Origin of the sequence: Vibrio sp. TRT 2004 (assembly GCF_050113735.1) — a bacterium.
Classification (GTDB): Bacteria; Pseudomonadota; Gammaproteobacteria; order Enterobacterales; family Vibrionaceae; genus Vibrio.
In genome coordinates this window covers 1-3,832 of the sequence record NZ_JBNJOH010000087.1, presented here as the reverse complement: position 1 = coordinate 3,832, position 3,832 = coordinate 1, and the positions used below count along the sequence as shown (strand labels likewise).

Genomic DNA, 3,832 nt, shown 5'->3' with positions numbered 1-3,832 from the left:
AATATCAGGGGTGTTTATGGTAAATCAATTATGTTGAATAACTTAGGCGATAAACGCAGTAGAGTAAGTCAAACGGGCAATTGTTTAGCTGAACTACATATAACATTTAACATAATATACATAATACGCACTGAGCGAGTGACTCCGAGGGGCTGCCAATCCACAACATCAAGCCGCCGCAAGCCATTGATATTCCTTGTAAACTACGCCCGTCAAACTTTTTTGCAATGTTGTTCCAAGCCTGTTGAGCTTTGTAAGTCTTCGCTTTATCTGCGGCTAAGTACACTAGAACCTCTTCACTAGATAAACCTATAGTTTCAGCTAGAAAAAGTGCTTCATCTTCAGTTAGATAGCGTTGTCCATTTCTAATTGCACTGATTTTTTGACGACTCAATCCTAAGTCGTGTGCAATTTGCTTATCTTGTACGTAGTTTCGAGCCTCTTTGTAGGCATCTAATAGTTTATTCGAGTACATGGAAATCCTCCTGTCCTGATAATTGTATACCCGCAGTCCACAAAAAGCGGTATTTACAGTCCTGAATTTTGTGTCCTATAGTACACACAAATCAGGACTAGACAGCCTTTAGGATTTAACCATGACCGCATGCACTATCAATACAGACACTAGCAATCTTAGACTTCCTAAAGATGGTGACATTGTAACGTTTTCAAAGCCTAGCACTAACGTTGTTCAAGCTTCACTGAGTTCTGGTGTTTATCAGGTGGTTTGTGAATGCACTCTTCACCAAATCTCGTTTCACTTCGATGAACTGTCTGAAACGTACTTCGTGTTGTTCGGTCATGGTGTCACGATCTCAAACTTCACTGGCAACCAAATTCAACGCATCAGTGAGTACCTTGGTTTTATGACTTACTCAAAACTAAAGGAAGCCTAACGATGACCTTTGCATCTAAACCTCAACGCAAGAACCCTGTTTACTTAGAGCACCACTCTGACGGTTACTGGTGTTCAATCGATGGGATGCCTGAATATTTCAAGACTAAGCACGAAATGTATCTCTACGCGTGTGAAGATGAGCGAGAAATCATTGAAATCACTCATGAAAATGAAGCTCAACTTCGTTCTGATGGTGCTTTTGACCGGGTTTTTCACGATGAATAAGACCATTATCGATTACGTGAGCTTTTCGGGTTCACCTTTACTGCTTGAACGCTGCAAGGAAATGGCGAAACAACGCTTTGCTATCGAACAAATCAACGAGTTTGAATCTCAGAATGTGGTGGCTGTTCAGCAGCGTGAACAAACCAAAATCGCTCATTTCGCTGAGAACTTAGCGCAGCTGCTTGGCTGTGTGGAATCTGAAAACTTTGCCAATCGTGATCTCTATTTCGCTTCACTGGATAAAGCCTTGATTGATGCGGATGTGTTCATTGATGTTAATGCGTCATTCACTGAGTGCTATCAGAACCTTATCGCTAATATCGGTATCGATATGCTTGACACGCTTTGTCATGGCGAAATCGAATCCTTCCTTGAAGTGCTTGAGAACGAAATCAGCTACGAAAAAAACGTCTGGACGCTAGAACGTCGAGGTGGTTTTTCTGGATACAAATATTCAGCAAAACTACTTTGCAATGGCACTCAAGCAGGCTTAGTGGCTTGGGGCGCGGCCAACTTTGGTTACTACGTATCGTTTTCGGGTAAAGGCTGTGAAGCTATCAATATGGAAGTGTTACACAAGGCACTAAAACAGATGGTCGGAGCCAAGTTAACGCGCATTGATATTGCCTTAGATGACTTCGTTGGCAATGTGTCCATTGAAGATATGAAAGATAAATATCTGGATGGTCAGTTTATCACTCGCGGTACTCCGCCAAGTGCTGGCGAGTTTAGAGGCTATCAAAGCATGTCACCGAGTGACCGTAAAAAGTGCGGCTTCGTGCCTGATGCGGGTCATACGTTTTATGTCGGTGCCCGTGAGAACGGCAAGATATTTCGAGCCTATGATAAAGCCGCTCAAATGAAGTGTGAAAAATACCCAAACTGGAATCGCTTTGAGGTTCAAATCGGCAACCGTTATCGCGTCATTCCTTTAGATGTGTTGGTTAACCCTGACCCTTATTTTGCAGGCGCATACCCTGCCCTTGCCTCTCTGATTGAAGAGGTTCAACCGATTGCTATCAATACCACTAAGTTGGTGTTCAACACGACGTTAGAGAACGCCATCAAACACGCTAAAACTCAATACGGCAAGTTACTTAATGCGCTTCGCCAGCTCTATTCCGATGAGAAACATTGCGACCAAAAAGTGTTGGATGTCCTCACTCGGGGGCTGGCGATAACTGACATTCCCGATCGAATTAACTATCCAGTCGGTCGGGGCTTACATATGGAAAAAACTGGAGAATTATTATGCCTTTAACTGTCATCGTGATTGGTTGCGAACACTCGCAAGGTCTCTCAAAAAAGGACGACCGCCCTTACAACTTCGCGGTCGTGAACTACCTCGCACCCAATGAAGGTTGGAAATCTGAAAAAGGTGCCTGTCAAGCGGTGGGTCTGGATAAGAAACAAATTGCCATGAACCCTAATCCTTCACTGGTTATGGCGTTCAAAGAGTTAGAAAGCCAATTTCCAATGGTGTGCGAGTTGCATTTGGATGCTGACCCGCAGAATCCTGCGCGTAACATCGTGGTCGATATTAAGCCAGTCAAAGGTTAACTCGTGTCTGTTTGCGTTGCCATTGTTCATGGGCTCATCACTCAAGTGACAGATTCAACCTGTGACTATGTGGTGCTGTCTAAGGGCGAGGTAACACAATTGGTAGAGGGTCAATTCGACCCTTCACTTCTCCAGTTTGACCAAGCACTTTATGAGATGTTGCTTGGTCAGTTTCTGGTGACTTTTATAGTTGGCCATGCACTTGGTCGCGTCATTAAATATCTAGGTAAAAAATAGGAAAATTACTATGCGTATTATTCAGAATGTTAAAAACATGGCAACTAACGCTTACGTTCAAGCAGGTGTTGCACTGACCGTTTCTGGCTCTGCTATGGCGGATAACACGACGGAAATCACGTCGGCTATCGATGCAGGCAAAGCACTTGTGAGCACCACAACGTCGGGCGTTATTGCGCTTGCGGCTCTTGGCTTTGGCCTTGGCATGGTGGTTAGCTGGTTGTCTCGTCGCTAATGCTGGTTTCTGTTGGTTTAGCGTCCGTCATGGCTTTGTGCTTTTGCTATGGAGTCTATACGGGCGTTATATCTGGCTAATTGAGGGGGACTTAGTTGTCCCTTTTTTTTATGAAAAAGTACCTGTTTTTATTGAGCCTTCTTATCTCTAATTCTGTCCTGTCTGCCACGTTATATGAAGTGAGGCTTTGGGCGGATAGTCGCTGGACGGTGGATTGCGTCGCTATCGGTGACACTCTTTCCTTGCCTGCGTTGAATGGCTGCAAAATGATGTCGGTCAATAGTGGTTCGGCTTATGGAACGATCACAAGTGCTATTGAGCGGCCAGCTGGTTACATTTCGGTGTATACCGATGCGAATAGTACGCTTTGGAAAGTGATCCGTTATACCAAGAAAGACAGTTGCCCTGATGGTCAGAATCTCAATTCACAAGGCAAGTGTGACGCCTCTACTCCCGACGGTTTCGAGCCTCCGACCGATGTCACGGGTTGTGATTTCGGCTATAACCCTGATGGGTCGTGCCGTACCTCTTGCGAATATTTCAATTCGCAAACCGCGACGCGTCGCTTAACTTGGAACGCGTATATTTATGGTGATGATGTCAAAGGGGCTAATTATATGGTCCGCCTCACTCTCAAGCCCTACGCTTAGAGTAGGCTATCAGAACGAGGTGAACCA

General features: G+C 44.7%; 8 protein-coding genes. 7 read left to right on the top strand and 1 reads right to left on the bottom strand.

What is annotated here, in order from left to right:
* Positions 1–106 precede the first annotated feature (106 nt).
* A complete protein-coding gene (locus tag ACQEXR_RS19755; RefSeq protein ID WP_427020994.1) occupies positions 107–475 on the bottom strand; it encodes a DUF3693 domain-containing protein in 369 nt (122 codons plus the stop codon).
* Between the two features lie 121 nt (positions 476–596).
* On the opposite strand from ACQEXR_RS19755, the gene ACQEXR_RS19750 reads away from it, so the two are divergent.
* The 7 genes from ACQEXR_RS19750 to ACQEXR_RS19720 all read left to right on the top strand — a co-directional run bounded on the left by ACQEXR_RS19750 (position 597) and on the right by ACQEXR_RS19720 (position 3,805).
* A complete protein-coding gene (locus tag ACQEXR_RS19750) occupies positions 597–896 on the top strand; it encodes a hypothetical protein (RefSeq protein WP_427020993.1) in 300 nt (99 codons plus the stop codon).
* A 2-nt stretch (positions 897–898) separates the two neighbouring features.
* Positions 899–1,123: a hypothetical protein gene (locus tag ACQEXR_RS19745; protein ID WP_427020992.1), complete on the top strand. Its 225-nt coding sequence runs from the start codon at positions 899–901 to the stop codon at positions 1,121–1,123.
* A complete protein-coding gene (locus ACQEXR_RS19740) occupies positions 1,116–2,384 on the top strand; it encodes a replication initiation factor domain-containing protein (RefSeq protein WP_427020991.1) in 1,269 nt (422 codons plus the stop codon). The genes ACQEXR_RS19745 and ACQEXR_RS19740 overlap by 8 nt, the downstream gene beginning before the upstream one ends.
* The gene (locus tag ACQEXR_RS19735; RefSeq protein ID WP_427020990.1) at positions 2,375–2,683 is read left to right on the top strand and encodes a hypothetical protein; all 309 of its coding nucleotides are present in this window, start codon (positions 2,375–2,377) and stop codon (positions 2,681–2,683) included. The genes ACQEXR_RS19740 and ACQEXR_RS19735 overlap by 10 nt, the downstream gene beginning before the upstream one ends.
* A 3-nt stretch (positions 2,684–2,686) precedes the next feature.
* Positions 2,687–2,920: a transcriptional regulator gene (locus ACQEXR_RS19730; protein WP_427020989.1), complete on the top strand. Its 234-nt coding sequence runs from the start codon at positions 2,687–2,689 to the stop codon at positions 2,918–2,920.
* A 10-nt stretch (positions 2,921–2,930) separates the two neighbouring features.
* A complete protein-coding gene (locus tag ACQEXR_RS19725) occupies positions 2,931–3,155 on the top strand; it encodes a hypothetical protein (RefSeq protein WP_427020988.1) in 225 nt (74 codons plus the stop codon).
* A 179-nt stretch (positions 3,156–3,334) separates the two neighbouring features.
* Positions 3,335–3,805 (top strand): hypothetical protein, encoded by a 471-nt coding sequence (locus tag ACQEXR_RS19720; protein ID WP_427020987.1) that lies wholly within the window; start codon positions 3,335–3,337, stop codon positions 3,803–3,805.
* Positions 3,806–3,832 lie beyond the last annotated feature (27 nt).